The 20,622-nt window shown below is 53.3% G+C and carries 18 protein-coding genes; 6 read left to right on the forward strand and 12 right to left on the reverse strand.

The annotated features are described in order from the left end of the window. Positions 1 to 43 precede the first annotated feature (43 nt). Both ACWAU0_RS16640 and ACWAU0_RS16645 read left to right on the forward strand, forming a co-directional pair. Positions 44 to 442 (forward strand): hypothetical protein, encoded by a 399-nt coding sequence (locus tag ACWAU0_RS16640; RefSeq protein WP_523070810.1) that lies wholly within the window; start codon positions 44 to 46, stop codon positions 440 to 442. A gap of 86 nt (positions 443 to 528) precedes the next feature. Beyond that, positions 529 to 1,278 carry an IS5 family transposase gene (locus ACWAU0_RS16645; protein ID WP_129871393.1) on the forward strand — a complete coding sequence of 250 codons (750 nt, stop codon included), beginning with the start codon at positions 529 to 531 and terminating at the stop codon, positions 1,276 to 1,278. A 21-nt stretch (positions 1,279 to 1,299) separates the two neighbouring features. Here the strand turns inward: ACWAU0_RS16645 and ACWAU0_RS16650 are convergent, their stop codons facing one another. Continuing rightward, positions 1,300 to 1,629, reverse strand: a complete 330-nt coding sequence (locus ACWAU0_RS16650) for a hypothetical protein (protein WP_523070811.1) — start codon at positions 1,627 to 1,629, stop codon at positions 1,300 to 1,302. On the opposite strand from ACWAU0_RS16650, the gene ACWAU0_RS16655 reads away from it, so the two are divergent. The 3 genes from ACWAU0_RS16655 to ACWAU0_RS16665 all read left to right on the forward strand — a co-directional run bounded on the left by ACWAU0_RS16655 (position 1,605) and on the right by ACWAU0_RS16665 (position 4,587). Next, positions 1,605 to 1,991, forward strand: coding sequence for a hypothetical protein (locus ACWAU0_RS16655; protein ID WP_033156500.1), 387 nt, complete (start codon positions 1,605 to 1,607; stop codon positions 1,989 to 1,991). The two genes, ACWAU0_RS16650 and ACWAU0_RS16655, sit on opposite strands and share 25 nt — an antisense overlap. A 113-nt stretch (positions 1,992 to 2,104) precedes the next feature. After that, positions 2,105 to 2,755, forward strand: coding sequence for a DUF2760 domain-containing protein (locus ACWAU0_RS16660; RefSeq protein WP_458137316.1), 651 nt, complete (start codon positions 2,105 to 2,107; stop codon positions 2,753 to 2,755). Continuing rightward, positions 2,752 to 4,587, forward strand: coding sequence for an Hsp70 family protein (locus ACWAU0_RS16665; RefSeq protein WP_458137317.1), 1,836 nt, complete (start codon positions 2,752 to 2,754; stop codon positions 4,585 to 4,587). The genes ACWAU0_RS16660 and ACWAU0_RS16665 overlap by 4 nt, the downstream gene beginning before the upstream one ends. Before the next feature lie 115 nt (positions 4,588 to 4,702). On the opposite strand, the gene ACWAU0_RS16670 is transcribed toward ACWAU0_RS16665, so the two are convergent. The 10 genes from ACWAU0_RS16670 to ACWAU0_RS16715 form a co-directional block, all read right to left on the reverse strand. Continuing rightward, positions 4,703 to 5,653: a YiaD family glycine zipper/OmpA-like lipoprotein gene (locus ACWAU0_RS16670; RefSeq protein WP_445368989.1), complete on the reverse strand. Its 951-nt coding sequence runs from the start codon at positions 5,651 to 5,653 to the stop codon at positions 4,703 to 4,705. Between the two features lie 266 nt (positions 5,654 to 5,919). After that, the gene (locus ACWAU0_RS16675) at positions 5,920 to 7,233 is read right to left on the reverse strand and encodes a PepSY-associated TM helix domain-containing protein (protein WP_458137318.1); all 1,314 of its coding nucleotides are present in this window, start codon (positions 7,231 to 7,233) and stop codon (positions 5,920 to 5,922) included. A gap of 194 nt (positions 7,234 to 7,427) precedes the next feature. Beyond that, positions 7,428 to 9,821 carry a TonB-dependent siderophore receptor gene (locus ACWAU0_RS16680; protein ID WP_458137319.1) on the reverse strand — a complete coding sequence of 798 codons (2,394 nt, stop codon included), beginning with the start codon at positions 9,819 to 9,821 and terminating at the stop codon, positions 7,428 to 7,430. 291 nt (positions 9,822 to 10,112) lie between these two features. Further along, positions 10,113 to 11,090, reverse strand: coding sequence for a FecR family protein (locus ACWAU0_RS16685; RefSeq protein ID WP_458137320.1), 978 nt, complete (start codon positions 11,088 to 11,090; stop codon positions 10,113 to 10,115). Positions 11,091 to 11,148: 58 nt separating this feature from the next. After that, complete coding sequence (locus ACWAU0_RS16690; RefSeq protein ID WP_458137321.1) at positions 11,149 to 11,661, reverse strand: RNA polymerase sigma factor; 513 nt, start codon at positions 11,659 to 11,661, stop codon at positions 11,149 to 11,151. 212 nt (positions 11,662 to 11,873) lie between these two features. Next, positions 11,874 to 13,121: a PepSY-associated TM helix domain-containing protein gene (locus ACWAU0_RS16695; RefSeq protein ID WP_458137322.1), complete on the reverse strand. Its 1,248-nt coding sequence runs from the start codon at positions 13,119 to 13,121 to the stop codon at positions 11,874 to 11,876. Then, positions 13,118 to 15,562, reverse strand: coding sequence for a TonB-dependent siderophore receptor (locus ACWAU0_RS16700; protein WP_458137323.1), 2,445 nt, complete (start codon positions 15,560 to 15,562; stop codon positions 13,118 to 13,120). Before ACWAU0_RS16700 ends, ACWAU0_RS16695 begins: the two co-directional genes overlap by 4 nt. Positions 15,563 to 15,759: 197 nt before the next feature. Further along, on the reverse strand, positions 15,760 to 16,722 hold the full coding sequence (locus tag ACWAU0_RS16705; protein ID WP_458137324.1) for a FecR family protein: 963 nt from the start codon (positions 16,720 to 16,722) through the stop codon (positions 15,760 to 15,762). A gap of 102 nt (positions 16,723 to 16,824) precedes the next feature. Next, positions 16,825 to 17,574, reverse strand: a complete 750-nt coding sequence (locus tag ACWAU0_RS16710; RefSeq protein WP_129871393.1) for an IS5 family transposase — start codon at positions 17,572 to 17,574, stop codon at positions 16,825 to 16,827. Between the two features lie 86 nt (positions 17,575 to 17,660). Then, the gene (locus tag ACWAU0_RS16715; protein ID WP_458137325.1) at positions 17,661 to 18,188 is read right to left on the reverse strand and encodes an RNA polymerase sigma factor; all 528 of its coding nucleotides are present in this window, start codon (positions 18,186 to 18,188) and stop codon (positions 17,661 to 17,663) included. Between the two features lie 267 nt (positions 18,189 to 18,455). Here ACWAU0_RS16715 and ACWAU0_RS16720 point away from each other — a divergent pair, with 267 nt between their 5' ends. Beyond that, entirely contained in the window at positions 18,456 to 19,577 is a 1,122-nt protein-coding gene (locus ACWAU0_RS16720; protein WP_458137326.1) for a DUF484 family protein, read from the forward strand. Here the strand turns inward: ACWAU0_RS16720 and galE are convergent. Continuing rightward, positions 19,574 to 20,620 (reverse strand): UDP-glucose 4-epimerase GalE, encoded by a 1,047-nt coding sequence (gene galE, locus ACWAU0_RS16725; RefSeq protein WP_458137327.1) that lies wholly within the window; start codon positions 20,618 to 20,620, stop codon positions 19,574 to 19,576. The genes ACWAU0_RS16720 and galE overlap by 4 nt on opposite strands. Positions 20,621 to 20,622 lie beyond the last annotated feature (2 nt).

A 20,622-nucleotide genomic window follows, 5' to 3' on the forward strand; every position in this document is an offset into this window, starting at 1 on the left:
ACTTCTACAGTTCCCAGGTATGTTCATTATTTTGAGGAAAGTCATGCGAAATTTATTGATAACCATGCTGTTACTACTCCCCATCGCCGCTGCCGCTGAAAACGATGCGTTTAAAAATATGGATAAAGAGCAAATGCAGCAAGTGATGCAGAAAATGAAAGCCATGCAAGACTGCGTGAAGCACATTGATAAGACCGACATGCAAGCTTTTCAAGCGCAGGCCAAACAAATGACTGCCGAGGTGGAGCGCTTATGCGCGGCGGGAAAACGCGATGAAGCGATGGCCAGAGCGATGGAGTTTGGTAAGGACGTGTCGGCCAATAAGGCCATGCAGCAAATGAAACAATGCGGCGACGGAATAACGGAAGCCCTGCCTTTATTGCCTGATACCACTCAAGGCCAAAATCAGGCCGGTTCGTCTCGGCATGTTTGCGATCACTAGGGGCTGTTGCCATTTTGTCATAATCCCTTTGAAAATCGATTGGCGAGCCATATTGATTGAGTTTTCAATCAAACGATAACTAGCGAATGCCACGCCAACTGCTTACAGATACCCACTGGGAAAAGCTAAAAACGATTATGTTGAGTTTCAGCATTTACGACAAACCCGGTCTTCGGCAAACGGTCGAAGGGATTTTTTATCGCTTGCGTGTTGGCTGCCCTTGGCGAGACTTGCCCGTCGCTTTTGGCAAGTGGAATGCCGTGTACAAGCGCTTCAATGCCTGGTCACTGCAAGAAAAGCTGAGGGGTATCTTTCAAGCGCTAGTGATTGAGCCTGATTTGGAATGGCTATTTATTGATGGCAGCATTATTAAAGCCCATCAACACAGTAGCGGCGGCGCCCATGAAAACCCAACAGCCATCGGGAAATCGGTCGCAGGCAACACGACCAAAATCCATATGGCGGTTGATGCCGGTGGACTTCCCATCCAGTTCTCGATTACGGGGGGCGAAGTACATGACTGCAAAGAAGCGCCGGAATTTGTGGCCAAGCTCCCCCAGGCGGGCTACATGATTGCAGACAAAGGGTATGACAGCGAGCCGTTACGGATTCAAATTCGAGACCAAGGCACAGTCCCCATCATCCCAAGAAAACAAAATTCAATAGTCGGGAATGAGGAAATGGACTGGTGTCTCTATAAATATCGCCACCTCGTTGAAAACGTATTTGCGCGACTGAAACATTTTAGAGCTATTGCCACCCGATATGACAAACTAAAACGCAATTTTGAAGGTGCTATCGCCCTGGCTTGTGCATTTATATGGTTACCGATGTGAAACGGCAACAGCCCCTAAGCTTTAGAGCACCAATTTGGGTGGATTTTTCGATACGGTCATTTCCAAGAGACCCGCGCCAGCCCTTATATGAGCAGCGCGTTCCTGCCGCCTTGGCGTCGCTTTTAGCTCACTGCCTGGTATCTTAGTGATCTGGCGTTGAAACGCGAGTTTGTCCTGAGCCTGGGTGAGTTTAGAGCTGGCCGCAGTGAGCTGGCTGATCAGGCTAGGCCTGTTCTGACCGCCTGCCGCTGCCGACTGATTGTTCATTTCAGCTAGCATCGCGTAAAATCGCCAGCCATTATCACGCCCCCATTGGAGAGCAAAACATGACATACCGTTTAGTAGTTGCATTGATGATGGTCGCAGGTTTGGCCTGTGCCGAGGAAGCCAAGGAAGAATGGAACGAAACCACTCTGAAAGATGAGACCATCCAGAAGATTCAGCAAGCTCAGTACACCTATAAAAAATGTGTAGTGGATACTATGCAAAAACCCGAGTTTGCCAAGATGGAAAGCCGCAACGCCACCGATGTGATTATTAAGTCTTGTGAGCCGACCTTGGCCGAAATGCGCAAAGTTTATACCGACGCCGAAGTGCCGGGCGTGGTGGCTGACCGGCATTTGAAGAAAATGCGTATCCAGGTAACGCGCAATTTGCTGCAGCAATTAATGTACGCGGAAGCCGCGAAGAAAGCCGGCATGCCTGGTAACTGACTCCCACTGTCCGCAATGGCATTGGCGTGAAAATTTAGCGTTATCTGTTGCGGCATGCTTGAAGATTAGACGCTACAGCACTTGTTTCAATTAACAACCATCACTCGTTTTTCATGAATACCTACACCATCGATTTATCCTTGCGCCCGACCACCTTCGATTTGTGGCACGTGTGTTTGGCCGGTACCGCCGCACTGTTGGCTTTGATCCTGATTGTGGTTTTAGTCTCGGTATTGCTGGGCATGCGCCGCTGTAAATCCGCAGTTCCGGCAGTAGTCGCTCCCAGCCCTGCGCCGCAACCGGAAGTCAAAATCGTCGAGAAGATCGTCGAAGTGGAAAAAATCGTCCAGGCCCCGGCGCCGGAACCGGTGGTGTTGAAGGAAGCGACTCCGGATGCTGCCTTGCAATTATTAAGTTTGCTGCAAAAAGAAGCTCGGTTTATCGACTTCATCAAAGAAGATGTCAGCGCCTTTTCCGATGCCGAAATCGGCGCGGCGGCGCGCGTGGTGCATCAAGGTTGCAGCAAAGCGGTCAGCGAGCATTTCACCCTGGCCCCTGTCAGCAAAGATCCCGAAGGCAACCGGGTGACTCTAAACAAAGGCTTCGATGCCGCGTCATTTCGTTTGACCGGCAATATCGTCGGCGAGGCGCCGTTTACCGGCACTTTGGTGCATAAAGGTTGGCAAGTCACCGATCTGCGTTTGCCGAAATTGACCGAAGGCCATAACGCCAAAATCGTCGCGCCGGCCGAGGTGGAATTATGACCGCGCGTTATTCGGTCGGTATCGATTTGGGTACCACGCATTGCGTATTGTCTTATGTCGATCTGGAAGCCGGCGAGGATCAAGTGGTCCTGGATGTGTTGGCGATTCCGCAGTTGACCGGCCCCGGCACGATAGAAGACAAGGCGCAATTGCCGTCCTTCACCTATTTGGCTCATCCGGCCGAGATTGCCGAAGGCGCCACTGCGTTGCCGTGGACAGCTAAACCGGAATATCTGGTCGGCGAAATCGCCCGTAATCTGGGCAGCAAAACCCCCATCAGATTAGTGTCCAGCGCCAAGAGCTGGTTGTGCCATGCCGGTGTCGATTGCAAACAAGCGATTTTGCCGGTCGAGGCGCCGGAGGATGTGGAGCGGATTTCCCCGTTTGCCGCCAGCAAGGCCTATCTGCAACATTTGCGCGATGCCTGGAATCACCGATTCCCGGAGCATAATTTACAAGATCAAGATGTCACTATCACAGTGCCGGCGTCGTTTGACCCGGCCGCGCGTGAATTGACGGTCGAAGCGGCCCGCGCGGTGGGATTAGGGCAGGCCGTATTGCTGGAAGAACCGCAAGCTGCTTTGTACAGCTGGATCGAAAACAGCGAAGGCGATTGGCGCAATCATGTGCAAATCGGCGACGTGATTTTGGTCGCCGACATCGGCGGCGGCACGACAGACTTGTCCTTGATTGCGGTGACCGAACAAGACGGCAACCTGCAATTGACCCGGGTGGCGGTCGGCGATCATATCTTGTTGGGCGGCGATAACATGGACTTGGCCTTGGCCTATACCGTTAGAGCCAAACTGGAGCAAGACAGCGGCAAGCGTCTGGAATCCTGGCAACTACAAGCTTTGACCCACGCCTGTCGGGAAGCCAAAGAAAAACTATTCAACCAGCCCGAGTTGGGCAGCATGCCTTTAGTCGTAGCGAGCCGAGGATCTTCCTTGATCGGCGGCACTTTGCGCACCGAACTAACCCGCGACGAACTGAACCGCGTGTTGGTCGAAGGCTTTTTACCGTGGGTGCCGGTCGAAGAAAGGCCTGTGATCAGACCGCGCAGCGGTTTGCGTACCGCGGGTTTGCCTTATGCGCAGGATGCCGGCATTACCCGCCATCTGGCTGCATTTTTGTCGCGGCAAAAAGAAGCGACCGGCGAGCTAGCCGATCATGTCTTGCCCGAACACGCCAGTTTCCTGCATCCCACTGCGGTATTGTTCAACGGCGGGGTGTTAAAAGCCGGCGTGATGGCTGAGCGTTTGATGCAAATATTAAATAGCTGGCTGCAAGCCGAACAAGCCGCGCCGGCCAGACTGTTACAAGGCGCAGACTTGGATTTGGCGGTCGCGCGTGGAGCGGCATATTACGGCTTTGTCCGCAAAGGCAAGGGCGTCAGAATCAAGGGCGGCACGGCGGCCGCTTATTATGTCGGCATTGAGAGCGCCATGCCGGCGGTTCCCGGATTGCCGGCAGAAATCGAAGCCTTGTGCATCGCGCCGTTTGGGATGGAAGAGGGCAGCGAACAGGAATTGCCTAATGACGAATTCGGTTTGATCATCGGAGAACCGGTACGCTTCCGCTTTTTTGGCTCGAAAACCCGCCGCGACGATGCGGTAGGGGTAAGGCTGGAATATTGGCAGGACGACGAATTGGAAGAACTGGACGAAATTGAAATCACCTTACCGGAAGAGGGGCGTCATGCCGGCGACATCGTCCCCGTGCATTTGTCCGTGGCTGTGACTGAAGTGGGGACTTTAGAGTTAAAAGCGGTTTCCAAACGCGATCAACAGCGCTGGAAAATTGAGTTTGATGTCAGGGCTGGCGACGCTTGATATTAACAATAGCTAGTGGCTAAACCAGAGCCGAATTTCCAAGGGCTTAACTGAAACCCGCTTCTTTCTCGGAAAGAAGCGGGTTTTTTATGATGGCTGGCTTGTATCTAAAGCTTTATTGTTGTTGGTAATAAGGCTGTGGATACTGCTGCTGATATTGCTGGTTCTGTTGTGGGTAACCCTGTTGCGGATAAGTTTGCTGTGGATACCCCTGTTGCTGTGGGTAACCTTGGTATTGCTGATTCTGCTGAGGGTAACTTTGCTGTTGCGGGTAACCCTGCTGATACGGTTGGTTTTGCTGCGGATAACCTTGCTGCGGGTAGTTCTGCTGCGGATAACCGCCTTGTTGCTGATAAGGCTGGGTTTGTTGCTGCGGGTAGCCTTGCGGCGGCTGTTGGTTGGCGCCGGCGTTTTGATTGGCGTTGATCGCTAGTTCCACCCGGCGATTGATTGCCCGATTAGCATCGCTGCTGTTCGGTACTTTCGGCGAACTTTCGCCCATGCCCTGCTGGGAGATACGCATCCGGTTCACACCGCGTTGCGCCAAGAAGTTGGCCACGCTGGTAGCCCGTGCTTCGGATAAACGTTGATTGTCGGCATCGGAACCCACGTCATCGGTGTGGCCGGTGACGGAAATCGTCGACTCCGGGTAATTGGTCAACACTCTGGCGATGGGATCGAGTGCGTGCTGGGCTTCCGGCGTCAAGTCGGCCTTGCCGAACGCAAACGTTACATCACTGGTGCTGGGCATGTTCAAGGTCAGCTGGTTTTGCGCGGTGCGCTGGACTTCAATCCCGGTGCCTTGCAGCGACTGCTGCATCTCTTCTTGTTGTTTGTCCATGTAATAACCGACACCGGCACCCACCGCAGCACCGGCTAATGCGCCCAGACCGGCGTTTTTCCAGTCGTTTCCGCCGAATAAAGTACCGGCGCCTGCTCCCACTGCCGCGCCGACACCGGCGCCCTTGCCTAGGTTGCTCATGCTGGACTGGCCGGTATAGGGGTTAGTGGTACAGGCTGTTAACAAGCTGGTACCGATGGCGATAGCAAGTAATTTTTTAGTCATTATTTTTCATCCTGGATGCTGTTCATAAATACGTTGAGTCGGGCGGCGTATAAACTCTATGGGTATTGCCAATAGAAGCCGGTCCCGGACCGCGTGGCGATTAAAACCTTAAAGGCTTAACTCGCACTTAAAATGGACCGGCAGGCGGGGGAATGGTTTCCTGAATGGCTTATTAACCCGGCCCTATTTATCCCGGATATGTCGCGGGCTAAGCGCATCGCAGCCCAAACGAGCGTGCCCTTCGACAGACCAAGCGCGAACGGGATTTAAGCGCGGGGGCAATAAATTGATTCAACGGCCTGCGGCGGTTGTTTTTGGCTAAGTGACTTTAGAGGTTGTTTCGCCCGCCGTTTTTGCAGCCAACGCACGACGCCGGTGATATACAACACCGGGCAAGCCAAACCCGCCAGCAACACCAAAATTCGTCCCGGCCAGCCGAAAGCGTGGCCGCTATGCAAAGGCCATTGCCAATCGTAGAATACATCAGCGTTGGAGCCGGTGCCGGAATCGTAGACTTTCAGAATTTCGCCGCTGTATTGATCGACGGCAATATCCCGGTAGCCGACGAAGTGGCTTGATTCTGCGACGTCTCGTTTCATCACCCTAAACACATCCAGCCGGTCCTTCGGTGCGTTCAGCATCCATAGTCGGCCGGCAGGGTAGCTTTGCTGCACTATTGTTTCCACTTGCGCTAAGCTAATCGTCTGTTGCCCCGCTTTGGGTGGGGCGCTATCAATCGTTTCCGGAATGCCGTTGTACGCATTCGGGCGGGTGATAGTCGAGAACGGCTTGACTAGTACGTCTATTCGCTCCGGCTGCGTCATATAAATACCGGAAAACAATACCGGTATTAACACGATGCCGGAATAGAAACCGACTATTTTATGCAGATCGAAGTTGAATCTGACTGATCCCGAACGGCGCTTGAAGGTCAGCGCCTGCCTAAATTTACCGGTCAACGGCCACCAGACGATTAAGCCAGTCAATACCGATAAAATGGAAAAGGCGCCGAGAATCGAGACGATAGTGGCGCCAGTCTTGCCCAGCAGCAAACACCAATGTAACTGCATGATGAAACTGACCAAAGGCCGGCCCCAATATCGATCTTTGGGATGCCAAAGCTGTAAACCCTTGACTTGCGCGGTATAAGGGTCGACGAAGATATAGTAGCCGTCGCCACTGTTCGTTTTACTGTCGTCCCTGACAAAATACAAAAATTTGTAAGCCACTTCGGCGTTTCGTGGGTAGTACACCTTAAAAAACAGACTATCTGGCGGTTTGGCGTTTTCCGCTGCGGCGACGATGTCGTCTAACGACCGCAAGTGTCGTTGTTCTGCGGCGGGTAAGGAAACGACGGACAACTCAGGGTTCAGTATTTCCTGCATTTCCAGATAAAACACCAGTATGCCGCCGGTCAGACCGACGACCGCCAACAGCAATCCGGCACTCAAACCTAAATAAAGGTGAACAGCCAGCCACCTTTTACGACGGGATTTAAGCTTTGTTAACCGGCTAGCACTGGCATTGGGTGCGGGAGGCTTTGCACTGCAGGACGTTAAATTCTCAAGAGCTGGTTTCATAACGATTTTTAAAAATGACTTCGGCTAAGGAACACAAGACGGTTTTCTGATTAAAAAGCGGTTTCAGCAATAACGTCATCTTGGCTGTAACTGCCGAGATGACGATACTTGACACCGCTCGCGCAACTTTATGGTCAGGAGGCGGTTCGGTCGCAAAGAACGGGAAGGACTCCCGCTTTTTGCGACTTACCCGGTCAAAATTCAACCTTGACCGACCCCAAGAACGAACGGGGCGTACCCCAGGTCGCGCGCGTGCCGGACACTAACGCAAAACCGTCGTGGACATATTCCTTATCCAGTAAATTGGTAACATTCAGCTGTAAAGTAACGTTGGTTTTTGCCACTTTGCGGGTATAGCTAGCCAGCAGATCCACGACGCCATAGCCATCGAAGTTGAAATCATGAAAATCGAAGGTCGCCTTCCTGTCGCTCGCCAGTTCGAGGCCGGCACCGACTTTTAAACCGCGTAAGTCGTCCTGCTGAAAGTCGTATGTCGTCCAGAAAGTGGCGGTATGATCCGGAATGCCTCTCAATCGGCTGCCGACCGGGATATTATTCGGATTGTTTTCCTTCAACACTTCGGTGTTGGTGTAAGCATAAGTGGCAATGGCATTCCATCCAGGCAGAATTTCCCCTTTGATATCCACTTCGACGCCCCGGCTACGGGCCTCGCCGGTGGCTACGCTAAAATTTATATTGGTTAAATCGGTGGTGGGAATGTTTTGTTTGGTTAAGTCATAGTAGGCGATAGTGCTGGTTAATCTGTCGTCGAAAAATGCGGTTTTAAATCCCACTTCCCACTGTTGCGCGGTCTGTGGCGGTAAAAAGGTATTGCCTTGTCCCATGCCATTGGTTGTGCCGAAATTCTCGACATAATTACCGTAAATGCTCAGCCATTTTTCCGGTTGCCACAGCACACCCACCTGAGGCGTCACCGCATCCGCTCTTTGCCCAATCCGTTGAGACAATACATCGAACTGCTCCACATTTTGATAACGAAAGCCGCCCATGACATGAACGTTATAAGGCAGTTTGATTTGATCCTGCAGATAGATGCCGTATAAGTCGGTAACGGTAGAAAACGAATTGGCGGCTCGCGTGGTTGGATTGATGGGCGGATTACCGGTATGAATCGGGTTATAAATATCGATAGTGCTTGCGGTTGTGCTGCCATAGCCGACAGAATTTATGTCTTGCAGGTAATAATCGCCGCCGATTAACAAAGTGTGTTTCAAACCCCAGGTGTCGAAATGGCCGGTCAAATTGGTGGTCGTAAAATAGCTTTCGTTGCTGTAAAAATCGCTGGTGACTAAACTTCTATTCAGCGTGCGTTGGTCTGCTTTTAGGGTGGTGGGCAGTAGCGCTGTTCTCGTTCTGTCCAATAAATTGATCCCGAGTTGCTCGCTGATCTCCCAGTTGTCGTTAAATTGGTGTTTCAGATTAAAGCCGACGAATTTATTTTCGACCGGATTCGGGTTGGCTTCCATTAAATTTCGTTCGCGTGGAATATCGACTAAGCGCGGGTTTATCCAGCTGCCGTCGGCTCGGGTACCGTCAATGATTAAGGGTCTGGAATGCAAGTCGTAATCGTTATTTTCGTGACGGTATTCCATTTCCAGCAGAGCCGTCGTTTGCGGGCTGATGTTCCATTGCAGAACCGGGGCGACGAATACTTTTTCGTAGTCCACCAGCTCGCGAAACGATCCGCTGTTCTCATAGGACACGTTCATCCGGTACAACAGATCGCGATTTTCAGTCAACGGTCCGGTCGCATCGATACTGGTACGATATAAATCGTAAGAGCCGAATTGTTGTTGTAGTGCGTAATAGGCAGTATCCAATGGTTTTTTGGTCACCACGTTAACCATCCCGCCAGGTTCGACACGTCCATATAACATCGCGGCCGGCCCTTTCAGAACCTCGATGCTTTGTACATTGGCCATGGCCCGCGTGCCGTCCGCGCCCCCAAAGGTATCGATCCGAAAACCGTTGCGGAAATAGTTAAAATTAAAAAATCCGCGAATAGTCACTTGGTCGCCCAAGCCGCCCGCGCCTTGGCCGGTCGTCACGCCGCTGACGTATTTCACCGCTTGATCGAGTTTGATGGCTTGGCGATCGTCCAATACCGCCTTCGGAATCACCTGGACGTTGAGCGGCGTCTCCATGATCGGCGTATCGGTTTTAGTGGCGAAACGGGTGTTGGGAACCGAGTAATCCTTGTTATAGGGATCGGTGGGGTCGTAAGTGCGTTGTCCGGAGACGGTGACCGCCGGCAAACTGTTCACGTCTAGCGGCTTAATCGATACGGCATTATCGGCGGTGAAGGTGTAACTCAAGCTGGCGCCGCCGACCAGAATCGCTACCGCCTGCTTGGCGCTGTAAGTGCCCTGCAGCGCGGTACTGGTTTTACCGGCTAGGGTTTGCTCCGCGTAGAACAGATGCAGGCCGGTCTGCTGTTTGAGCGTTTCTAGCGCGCCGGACAGGGCTTGCGCCGGAATGTTCAATTGATAGCTTTGTTCCTGAGCCGCGGCAACCAGCGTGGTGCCGGTCAGCAGGCCGCCGACTAGCGTTCTCGAAAGTGAATACATTTGCCCTCCCGTGGTGTGTGGTGATTTCACTACCCAGTAAGAGCGGTTTTCGAGGGCGGAGGCGCCACTTTTTTTTCGAGTGGTTAAAAATATTTTTCGGTAACGATTTCGCGCGCAGCGTAAATTCACTTATTTCCGTCAAGCGTAAACCGCCGGCGGTATGCGGGAATGTTGCCATGGCCAGCGCTTGTGCTAAGGAAGCCAAGGGGGTGTGACGAACCGGCTTCCGACCTGAGCCCGCCAAGCGTCTTATGCGTATTTCGATGTGTTGCTGAACCGGCCCTCTCTCGCTTAGCGTTCGAATTCGATCAGTCGCTCGTTTTTTCGAACCGCCTTGATCGGCAGCGCGGCGCCGATGGCATTGAGAGCAAGGTTTAAGTCGTCGGTCGGAAAGTCGCCGCTGACTTTAAGGTTTTGCAATTGCGGGTCGGCGACGCGGAGTTCGATGTCGTGATAGCGACTTAGTTGTGCCAGAACCTCGGCCAGCGCGGTCTTTTTAAATACCAGCATGCCTTCCCGCCAAGTGGTGACAGTAGTGGCGTCGAAACGGGTCGGCGCGGACGCCAGGCCGTGAGCATCGTATTTAATTTGCTGGCCCGCCAACAGAGTTTGCGGGTCGGGCCGCCGCTCAGTGGCAACGGCGACTTCGCCTTCCAGGACGCTGACCGTGGCGGTGTCATTCAGCATGCACACGTTGAAGCGGGTGCCGATGTCGTGGATCTTGCCGTGGCCGGCGACGACGTCGAAGGGTTTGGTTTCATCGTGCGCCACGCTGAATAAGGCTTCGCCACGATCCAACACCGCTTCGCGGCCGCGCCAGCCGTAGCGGACTCGCACCTGGCTGTTGCTGTTGAGTTCTATCGTCGAGCCATCGCGGAGCGCGATGTGTTGCCGTTGGCCTTTTAGTGTCGAGTAACAGTCGGTGTTTATCCAGTCCCAGGCTAGCGGCATGCCTATTGCCGCAATCAGTAACGAGGCGGCTATCGACAGCCGTAGGTTGCGGCGTGCCCGGCGGCGCTCGATTTGCGCGCGGCGTAAACCGTTCCTGGCCGCCATCAGCCGCGGGTCGGGTTGTGCTTCGATGCTACTAAAATCTCGCCAAATCGCTTCGGCGTTTTGATAGCTCTGGCGATGGCGAGGGCTTAACGCCAGCCAATCCTGAAACGCCCGGCGTTCGCTAGCCGAACAATCGGGCGCGCGCAGTCTGACCACCCAATGACTGGCTTGTTCGTGCAACGACGATGGAATTGGCGGGGTGATTCGGTTCATGGTGTTAGTGTATCGCATCCACAACCGGCTACGCTGGCCGGCGGAGAATTTGGCGGTATTACTCTATGTCCTGCCTGACGGATTTGCTACAGTGGGCCAACGCCTTGATGCAATAGCGCTCGACGGTGCGCGGCGGGATCGCAAAAGCCTTGGCGATTTCGGGATAGGTCAGACCGTCGACGCGGTGTAACAGAAACACGGTGCGAACTATTTCCGGCAGGCTGTCCAGCGCTTGCAGGCAAATTCGCAGGCGTTCCCGGCTTTCGGCGACGGCATCGGGTTGCGGCATCGGGCAGGCTACAGCGTCTGTTTCCGATTCTTCGTCGTTGACGAAAGGGACGATTTGCTCGCGTCTGCGCAGGTCGCCGCTCAGGTTGGCGGTGATGCGATACAGATAGGCGCGATGGTTGTCGATGGCGTCGGTGTTGCCGTGCTGCAAGAGCCTGAGATAAGCATCCTGAACCAGATCCTCGGCATGTTGGCGGCCGGCCCGTTGTTCGGCGAACACCAGCAGTTCCTTGTTGTGTCTTTGGAATAGAAAGTCCAATAGGCGAATATGGCGATTGGGCATGTCGGCGTGAAGTTCAATGGTGCGCAATGGCAAGCCGGAATCATGCCCGATTTCCGGCTGATACTATTATTCAATGGCTTAAGCGGTTTGATGAGCGCGGGCATACGGCCGATTTAATTAAACTGTGTTATATACCAACGGCAGGCATCGGGAAATCGCCGACATTTCAAGCCGAAGGGCGTATCCGCCGCCAATGCCCCGGCATCGTTGAATTAGCAGCGGCCTCTACCGGGATTTTTCTGGGCCTGAATAACGGCGGCGGCCGATTTTGCCCGGCGTTTTTGCAGCCAACGAATCACGCCGGTGGCATACAAAACCGGACAAGCCAAACCGCTCAACAACACCAGAATCCGCCCCGGCCAACCGAAGGCATGGCCGCTATGCAAGGGCCATTGCCAGTCCAGAAACAAGTCGCCGGCTGAACCGCTACCAGAGTCATACCTTTTCAGTATTTCGCCGCTGTATTGATCTATCGCGATTTCCCGGTACCCGATAAACCGGCTCAATTCCGTGACATCGCGTTTCCAGACATAGTAAATACCTTGCCCATCCGCCGGCGCGCTTAGCATCCACATCTGTCCGTTCGGATACTGGTGACGGGCGATCGCCTCGGCTTGACCCGGCGTAATGGCGGTGGTGCCGGGTATAGAACGGGAATGAATTTTTGCCGATTCCATGCCTTCCCAGGCATTCGGCCGCTGTAGCGGCGAAAATTGCTTCACCAAAACATTGACCTGCTCCGGTAAGTTGAAATACACCCCCGAGAACACCACCACTAAAAACACCGCAGCCGAATACACGCCGACGATTTTGTGCAAGTCGAAGTTGAAGCGGACCAAACTAGCGCGAGGTTTAATCGTCAGGGCTGTTCGGAAATTGCCGGTGAGCGGCCACCAGACGATCAGGCCGGTGAGGATTGAAATAATGGCAAACGCGCTGACGATACCAACGAATATCACTCCCGGTGTGTCCAGCAATAGGCAATAGTGCAACTGCATGATGAAGCTGACCAGTGGCCGGCCCCAATAGCGCTGGTAAGGATGCCAGAGCTGCTTGCCGGTGGCTTGCGCATTGTATGGGTTGACGAACACGTAATAGCCGTCGCCCTGCTCGCCCGATTCGGCGTGCGCCGGCGCCGGTTGGTGATACAGCAATTTGTAGGCGGTGTCGGCATGGCGCGGATAATACAGTTTGTCTAACCGGCTGCCGGGCGGTTTGATGGTCTCCGCCGCCGCGATGATGTCATCCAGCGGACAAAGCTGTCTTTGACTAGCCGGCGGCGCTTGGATTCGAATCTGCTCGGCATTCAGCACGTCCTGTAATTCCTCGTAAAACACTAGAATGCCGCCGGTAAAACCCACCACCGCCAATACCGCGCCCACGAACAATCCCAGGTATAAATGCACCCGCAACCAGGTTTGCCGCCGGGATTTCAGCCGTCTTAAGCGTGCCGATGTCAAAATTCAACCTTGACCGAACCTAAAAAAGTCCGCGGCATGCCCGGTTGCGAGCCGAAACTGCGGGTTTCCCAGGTCGAGGCCGAGTAATAGCGTTTATCAAGCAGGTTATCGACATTGAATTGCAGGCTGATTTTCGACGGTCCGGCGTTGAAGGCGTACCCCAGGGCGGCGTCGACGCGAGCGTAACCGGGCAGTTGAAAGCTGTTGGCGCGGTCGCCCTGGCGCTCGCCGGCCAGATAAACCCCGGCGCCCGTCCACAAGCCTTGCCAGCCGAGGCCGGCGAAATCGTATTTGGACCACAGGCTGGCGGCTTGCTCGGGTACATTCGCGAACTGCTTACCTTGAATGTCCGTGACGTCCTTGGTGAACATCGTCCTGGTAAACGAATAGCTGGCGATCACGCTCCAGAAATCGGTAATGTGTCCGGACATATCCAATTCGATGCCTTGACTGCGGCCCTCGCCGACCAGCACGTTGAAGCCCTGCGCCGCCAACTCGGCGTCGGCGGCTGAGTGGCTGGTGTTCTTCTTGGTCAGCTCGTAGTAAGTCAGGCCGGCATTCAACTTGCCGTCCCACCATTCGCCCTTGACGCCGGCTTCCCAACCCTCGGACATTTCCGGGCGGCGTTGACTGCCCGGCACCAGCCGGCTGGTATTGGCGGCATTCATGGCTTTGACGTAGTTGGCGTACATAGACAGCCAGTTCAATGGCCGGTAGAGCAGACCTACCCGTGGACTGAATTCGCCGTCGTCGGTGACATCCGCGCCGTCGCTACTGCCATGGGCCTGATCGTAACGAGTGCCGAACAATAGATGCCAATCCTCGGCGATAGTGACTTGATCCTGAATGTACAAGCCCCACCAAGAGGTACGGCTGGTCGATACCGGGCTGGAGGTTTCCGCCGCCAGATTGATGCCGGGCCGGTCGTAGGTAATCGGCTGAAAAATATTGATGGGTGATGGGAAACTGGTGCCGCAGGTGTCGCACAGGAAATAACTGCTGTTGGTGCGGCCGTCGGTCTTATAAAGATCGCCGCCGACGGTCAGGGTATGTTCCAGGCCGAACGTTTTGAAGTTGCCGGTGAGATTGACAATACCTTGGATGCTGTCCTCGGTGTAGTCGTAGTCGCTGTAGAACAGGGAGGCGTCGCCGGTGGCTTCGTCCAGGGTATTGATGAAAGTACCCGCCGAAAACTGGTGTTCATAGTTGTAGCCGACCTTGGCGTTCAGTTTCCATTTATCGGAAAAAGAATGGCTAAGGCTCAGGCCACCGTAAAGCAGACTGGAATCGCCATCGTCGGTAGCTCGCTCGCCTATGAAGCGGCTAATTGGCAGGTTAGCCGGTCGATTGCCGACGGCCGGAACGCCGAAGGTGGTGGGGCCGTTGACGTCGTGGTAGCGAAAATCCAGATCGAGTTGGGTGCGGGGTGAAATTTTCCAGGTCAGGGACGGGGCGATGAAACCGCGTTCCTTGTTGACGACGTCGATATAAGAATTGCTGCTTAAGTACTCCATGTTTACCCGGTACAACAAGCTGCCGTCATTAGTTATTCGGCCTGTGGCGTCGGCCAGGGTGCGGTAGAGATCGAACGAGCCGAATTGTTGTTGCAGCGAATAGTAAGGTTTGTCGAGAGGGCGTTTGCTGACGTAGTTGATCAAGCCGCCGGGTTCCATGCGGCCGTACAAGGCACCGGCAGGACCTTTCAACACCTCAACCCGGTCGATCATCGCGAGGGAATGCGACTGCGGCAAGTCCCGAAGGCCGTCGATATATTGGCGGCTGTCGGTTGCAAAGCCACGTAAATAAGCGGTGTCATAGACATATTCTTCACCGCGCGAATCGAAATAGCCACTGACGTTGCGCAAGGCATCGCCGACACGGATGGCTTGCTGGTCGTCGAGAACCGCTTTGGGAATCACCTGAATCGATAAAGGCGTATCCATGATAGGCGTGTCGGTTTTAGTCGCCGAGCTGGCATTGGTCCGGTTATAGAAAGGATTTTGCGGGTCGCTGTCGGCATAGCTGACTTTGCCGGTCACTGTGACTGGCGGTAAGGTGGCGGCGGATTGGGGTTCGGTAATTGCTTTCTTTTCCAACATTACATTGCCGGGACCGGTAAGCCGGTAACCAATGCCGGTACCTTGCAATAGTTTGTCGAGCGCCTGTTGCGGCGAAAAATGGCCGTTCACCGCACTGGAACGTGCATTTTGGGCAATTTCCGCCGGAAAACCGACTTGCCAATCACTAGCGGCAATGAAGGCGTTCAATGCGTCGGTCAAGGCTTGGGCCGGGATGTTGAAGGTTCGCGTGGCGCCGGGAGTATCGGTTTGGCCGGTCTCGGCGGCATAAACTGGTAGCGGCCGAATAGCCGGCAAAGCCAAAGCGATTGCCATGGCGAGTTTGCGTAATGCGGCGGGTGGGATGGGTGGTAGCCGATACATGAATACTCCTGGTCCGTGAACTGAATAGTCAGTGCAAAAAAGCACATGGCTACCGAGACGTTTCAGAAAACGGAATACACAGTTAGTTAAGCGATATTTTTATCGGCAAGCGTAGCGTTGCCTAATACGCAGGTAATTGAGCTGAGGTTTGAAGCGGCGTACAGCCGGAGCTGCAAACGGTTGGCGAGGTTTTGGGCTTAGCTTTTTAACACCGTCAGATAAGGCGAGATATTGATGGTTTTGGCTCCCGCAATGTCCGCTAGGGTTCGGATCAGGGCTGCGGTATCTTCGAGTTTGTAATTGCCGGTGATGCGGGTTTGGCCCAACTTGGCGTCGGCGATGGCGATGGTGCCGGGATGGTAGCGATCCAGTTCGCTTATTACGTCTGCCAAGGTTCGATCTTGAAATATCAGGCGGCCTTTTAGCCAGGCAAAGGTCTTACCGGTATCTATGTTGCTGATTTCCGCAACGCTGTGAGCATCGATCTCGGTATGTTGGCCGACGCTTAATTGTCGGTTTTGGCCTTGTTCGGCGCTACAAATCACTAGGCCGCTTTCGACATTCACTTGGGTAGTATCGCCGGTTTTGACGCTGAAACGGGTGCCTACCACGCGCACGGTTCCCTGTGCTGTCGTCACAATAAATGGCCGGTGTTTGTCGGCTTGCACCTCAAAATACGCTTCGCCGCTTAATAAGGTTACGCCGCGCTGTTGACCGGCGTAATCCAGTTTTACCGCGCTATCGGTATTGAGAACCAGCGCGGAACCGTCCGCCAGTATTACTCGGCGCTGTTCGCCGGTGGCGGTGGTAATGTCTGCTTGCCAGCGTTGCAAGCAGCCGGTTGAAGCCAGGAACCAGCCGCTAATCAAGGTAATGCTGGCGGCGGCAGCCCAGCGCCGAATGGTCGATTTACGCTGCGCGGGCGGCCGAAGTGGGATGCTGGCGTATTGGCTTAGGGCGGCGTTCAATGCTGGCGATTGCCAGAGTTGCACCACTTTGTCGTAAGCGGTTTGATGCGTGGGGTCGGCGGCTAACCAGCAGGCAAACTCGGCTTGATCGGCCGCACCGCTTTTATGGTCTTGTAAGCGGGCAAACCAGGCAAGTGCTTGATCTTGGACATTACCCGGCGATGGAACTTCCTGATCAAAACGTAAAGGCATGGCGGTTGACGGGTTAGGCAATGGGGCGAATTTTATCAGTATTGGTGCTGTGTTAAGGAAAATCAGTATGGCCTAAGGTAATGGCTAGGGGCTGTTGCCGTTTCACATCGGTAACCATATAAATGCACAAGCCAGGGCGATAGCACCTTCAAAATTGCGTTTTAGTTTGTCATATCGGGTGGCAATAGCTCTAAAATGTTTCAGTCGCGCAAATACGTTTTCAACGAGGTGGCGATATTTATAGAGACACCAGTCCATTTCCTCATTCCCGACTATTGAATTTTGTTTTCTTGGGATGATGGGGACTGTGCCTTGGTCTCGAATTTGAATCCGTAACGGCTCGCTGTCATACCCTTTGTCTGCAATCATGTAGCCCGCCTGGGGGAGCTTGGCCACAAATTCCGGCGCTTCTTTGCAGTCATGTACTTCGCCCCCCGTAATCGAGAACTGGATGGGAAGTCCACCGGCATCAACCGCCATATGGATTTTGGTCGTGTTGCCTGCGACCGATTTCCCGATGGCTGTTGGGTTTTCATGGGCGCCGCCGCTACTGTGTTGATGGGCTTTAATAATGCTGCCATCAATAAATAGCCATTCCAAATCAGGCTCAATCACTAGCGCTTGAAAGATACCCCTCAGCTTTTCTTGCAGTGACCAGGCATTGAAGCGCTTGTACACGGCATTCCACTTGCCAAAAGCGACGGGCAAGTCTCGCCAAGGGCAGCCAACACGCAAGCGATAAAAAATCCCTTCGACCGTTTGCCGAAGACCGGGTTTGTCGTAAATGCTGAAACTCAACATAATCGTTTTTAGCTTTTCCCAGTGGGTATCTGTAAGCAGTTGGCGTGGCATTCGCTAGTTATCGTTTGATTGAAAACTCAATCAATATGGCTCGCCAATCGATTTTCAAAGGGATTATGACAAAATGGCAACAGCCCCTAGTCTTGCCGGCTGGCTAATAAATGAGTTAGAGCTAACTGTACATTCTTCTCTACCGCGCTACGCGATATGCCGTAATAGGTGGCGATCCGCTCGTAATTCCAATGGTGAAATTTGTGCAACACCAGAATTTGCCTGCGCCGTTCGGGTAATTGCTCAAGCGCTGCCAGCATCAATGCCAGTTCTTGTTGATCGGACGCTTGCTGCTCGGGCGTCGGGGTATCGTCCGGCAAATTGTCCAGCAGCGATATATCTTCGTCCGTATCGGCCGTTTTTGAGTCGTCGGCGCGTTGGCGAATACGCTCTTTACGCAGATGATCCAGTGCCAGGTTTTTTGCGATTTGGTACAGAAACGGCCGCGGGTAACTGATGTCTTGGATTTCCAGGGCGTGCAGCATTTTTATGTAAGCTTCATGCGCCAAGTCTTCGGCGGTTTGCGGGCAGCCGACGATGCCGAAAATAGTGTGAATCAACGAATCGCGATGGCTCAAAAATAAATCGTCGATGTTGAAGGTGAGGCTGTTCATGGCGAAGACGTGTTTGGCGTGCTTGGAACCCGATAGAGCCGATTTACAGCAATATTTGAACCAATAAACAAGTGTGTTGATTTTGAAAGACAAAATCACATGGCACCCGGCGGCAGGGTATGGCATATGCCGTTTTAATGGGTGAATTGCCTGATTTATTTGCAATCAGAGTGGACGGGAGATGTGTGCTGGAAGTGCCCTCAACTACACACTTTTTCTGCGAAAACTGCTAGTCTTATCACCTCGATTAAGCGGGTGGGGCCGAGCTTGGAACAGGATATAACAACAGATTTGCGGGTGTTGGAAAGTCATTTGGACGGTATGCTCAACCGCGTCCAACACAACAGCCTGACCTTGAAACGATTGCAAAGCTTTGAAATGCGTTTGCTGGGCCTTAGTTCGTTGGCGGAAATGATAGAGTTCATTCTTGGTGAAGCCAAGGCGCTATTCGATTTGGACGTGATCAGTTTGTGTTTGATCGATCCGAAAAACGAAATTGCCGGTTATCTGGAAGTGGATAATTATAATTTTCGGGACAGGGAAGGGCTGTTTTTAGCCAGTAGCGAATGGCAATTGCGGCATGGTTTTGGTCTGTCCGATCAGCCGTTTCTGGGTAGCTATCAAACCACGATTTGCGAGAAGTTTTTTTCCGAATCCAGTCAACAAAAACCGGCGTCGGTGGTGATTGCGCCGCTGATTCGCCGGAATCGGTATTTGGGTTCGTTGAATTTGGGCAGTTATCATAATGAGCGTTTCATGCAAGGCATGGCGACCGATTTTGTCGAGCACATCGCCTCGGTCATCAGCATTTGCCTGGAAAACAATTTAAACGTCGAAACCATGCGGCGCACCAGTTTGGTCGATCCCTTGACCGGCGTGAACAATCGGCGTTTTTTGGAGCAGCGCATAGAGGAAGAGTTGGATCGCAGCCAACGCAATCGCGAACCCTTGTCCTGCCTGTTTTTGGATATCGATTTTTTCAAGCGCATCAACGACGGTTTTGGGCATCAGGCCGGGGATCATGTACTGGCTGTGGTGGCTGGTATCATCAAAAAATTGTTGCGCAATAACGATGTGCTGGCGCGTTATGGTGGCGAAGAGTTTGTGGCCTTGCTGTCGCAATCCGATGAAAGTACGGCCTCGGAAATTGCCGAGCGGATTCGTTTGAGTATCGCTAATTTGCAGGTGGAGTATGGCGACCAAGCCATCCCGGTGACTATTTCGATAGGTGTGGCGACTTACCAGCCTAGCCGGTCGCAGAAAAAGCTTGTCGCCGAGATTGCGTTGCAATTGGTGCAAACCGCCGATGCTGCCTTGTACGAAGCCAAACGTAAAGGCAGAAACCGTATTGAGAATGGCGGTTTGGTGTTGGTTACCGAGCCTGCTTAGTGGTAACCGCTGGGATTGTTTTTCTGCCAGCGCCAGGTGTCGGTTATCATTTGTTTTAAATCCCGTTCCGCTTTCCAGCCTATTTTTGCTTCAGCCAAGCTCGGATCAGCGTAGCAGGCCGCGACATCACCGGCTCTGCGTGGTGCGATTTTGTAAGGTACCGCTTGGCCCGTCACTTCAATGAAGGTATTGATCATTTCCAATACGCTGTAGCCGTTGCCGGTTCCTAAATTAATCGCATCGCAAATAGCGGTATCGGCCGATTTACCAATCAGGTATTGCAAGGCTTTGATATGGCCTTGCGCCAGATCGACCACATGAATGTAATCGCGCACGCCGGTGCCGTCCTTGGTAGGGTAGTCGTCGCCGAACACCGACAGGACCGGCAATTTGCCGATGGCGACTTGCGATAAAAACGGCATCAGATTATTGGGTATGCCGTTGGGATCTTCACCGATCAAACCGCTGCTGTGCGCACCGATGGGATTGAAATAACGCAGTATCGCAAATTGCCAGGGCTGGCTGTTGCTGTTCAGGCTGTCGGCATTGCTGACATCGCGCAGAATTTCCTCGATAAACAGTTTGGTGCGGCCATAAGGGTTGGCGGCTTGCAGCGGGAAGCTTTCCAGAATCGGTACGCTATGCGGGTCGCCGTAAACGGTCGCCGACGAGCTGAATACCAATCTTTTCACTGCAAACTCGTCCATCGTTTCCAGCAACACTTGGGTGCCGTAGATGTTGTTGTGGTAATAGCTCAGGGGTTGCTGGCAGGATTCGCCGACGGCTTTCAGGCCGGCGAAATGAACCACCGCATCGATTTTATGCGCTTTAAAAATCTCCCGTAGCGCGGCTTGGTCGGTAATGTCGGCTTGATAGAAACCGGGCTTTTGTCCGGTAATGGTTTCGATACGTTTCAGCGATTCGATTTTGCTGTTACTTAGGTTGTCGACAACGATGACCTCGAAACCGTTATTCAGCAGTTCTACGCAGGTATGGCTGCCGATATAGCCGGCGCCGCCCGTCACTAAGATGGTGTGTTTCATCG

This window comes from Methylomonas sp. Uni0009 (assembly GCF_054188105.3).

What these genes read in the sequence shown, in the direction of transcription:
- ACWAU0_RS16665 (WP_458137317.1), top strand. Translation starts at nt 2,752, where the DNA reads ATGACCGCGCGTTATTCGGTCGGTATCGATTTGGGTACCACGCATTGC.
- ACWAU0_RS16685 (WP_458137320.1), bottom strand. Translation starts at nt 11,090, where the DNA reads ATGAACCGAATCACCCCGCCAATTCCATCGTCGTTGCACGAACAAGCC.
- ACWAU0_RS16690 (WP_458137321.1), bottom strand. Translation starts at nt 11,661, where the DNA reads ATGCCCAATCGCCATATTCGCCTATTGGACTTTCTATTCCAAAGACAC.
- ACWAU0_RS16710 (WP_129871393.1), bottom strand. Translation starts at nt 17,574, where the DNA reads ATGCCACGCCAACTGCTTACAGATACCCACTGGGAAAAGCTAAAAACG.
- ACWAU0_RS16670 (WP_445368989.1), bottom strand. Translation starts at nt 5,653, where the DNA reads ATGACTAAAAAATTACTTGCTATCGCCATCGGTACCAGCTTGTTAACA.
- ACWAU0_RS16705 (WP_458137324.1), bottom strand. Translation starts at nt 16,722, where the DNA reads ATGCCTTTACGTTTTGATCAGGAAGTTCCATCGCCGGGTAATGTCCAA.
- ACWAU0_RS16655 (WP_033156500.1), top strand. Translation starts at nt 1,605, where the DNA reads ATGACATACCGTTTAGTAGTTGCATTGATGATGGTCGCAGGTTTGGCC.
- galE (WP_458137327.1), bottom strand. Translation starts at nt 20,620, where the DNA reads ATGAAACACACCATCTTAGTGACGGGCGGCGCCGGCTATATCGGCAGC.
- ACWAU0_RS16715 (WP_458137325.1), bottom strand. Translation starts at nt 18,188, where the DNA reads ATGAACAGCCTCACCTTCAACATCGACGATTTATTTTTGAGCCATCGC.
- ACWAU0_RS16700 (WP_458137323.1), bottom strand. Translation starts at nt 15,562, where the DNA reads ATGTATCGGCTACCACCCATCCCACCCGCCGCATTACGCAAACTCGCC.
- ACWAU0_RS16645 (WP_129871393.1), top strand. Translation starts at nt 529, where the DNA reads ATGCCACGCCAACTGCTTACAGATACCCACTGGGAAAAGCTAAAAACG.
- ACWAU0_RS16650 (WP_523070811.1), bottom strand. Translation starts at nt 1,629, where the DNA reads ATGCAACTACTAAACGGTATGTCATGTTTTGCTCTCCAATGGGGGCGT.
- ACWAU0_RS16675 (WP_458137318.1), bottom strand. Translation starts at nt 7,233, where the DNA reads ATGAAACCAGCTCTTGAGAATTTAACGTCCTGCAGTGCAAAGCCTCCC.
- ACWAU0_RS16660 (WP_458137316.1), top strand. Translation starts at nt 2,105, where the DNA reads ATGAATACCTACACCATCGATTTATCCTTGCGCCCGACCACCTTCGAT.
- ACWAU0_RS16680 (WP_458137319.1), bottom strand. Translation starts at nt 9,821, where the DNA reads ATGTATTCACTTTCGAGAACGCTAGTCGGCGGCCTGCTGACCGGCACC.
- ACWAU0_RS16640 (WP_523070810.1), top strand. Translation starts at nt 44, where the DNA reads ATGCGAAATTTATTGATAACCATGCTGTTACTACTCCCCATCGCCGCT.